The following is a 403-nucleotide window of genomic DNA, read 5'->3' on the forward strand; positions in this document are numbered from 1 at the left end:
CCCTGGCCCATGGTGGCCTGCCAAGAAGTACCCAATGGAATATCTAGTACAGAGGGAAAGAATATAAACCATTTGAGGCGTGACAAACTGAGTAAAAATAACCAAAGTTATATGTGCACTTTTAACGAAAATGAATTTTTGAGGTTATCAAAAGGGGGCTGAAACTGGACTAATAGTGAGGGGGTATTTTTTTCAGCCGATATTTTTAAAGGGCAGATGATAAGAGTGTTCAAGGTGGCTTGAAAAGTTTTTGCATTAATCTTGGCTATCAAAGGGCTGTTTTTTACCATGAGTCGCAGGGGAATCTTTTCTGGAAATGTAATTGGCAAGCCGGGTTGTATGCCGAAATTGTGCATCTTAAGAAAATCGTAAGAAGAAATCTGGTTATCAGAAGGCCTATTTT

General features: G+C 39.2%; 1 protein-coding gene. It reads right to left on the bottom strand.

Features of this window, described 5'->3' with window-relative positions; genetic code table 11:
• Positions 1-107: 107 nt before the first annotated feature.
• A partial coding sequence (locus LI015_RS28085) for a hypothetical protein (RefSeq protein ID WP_227126790.1) occupies positions 108-403 on the bottom strand: 296 nt, incomplete at its 5' end.

This window comes from Enterocloster sp. 210928-DFI.2.20 (genome assembly GCF_020554465.1).
In the GTDB taxonomy this organism is placed as follows: domain Bacteria; phylum Bacillota; class Clostridia; order Lachnospirales; family Lachnospiraceae; genus Enterocloster; species Enterocloster bolteae.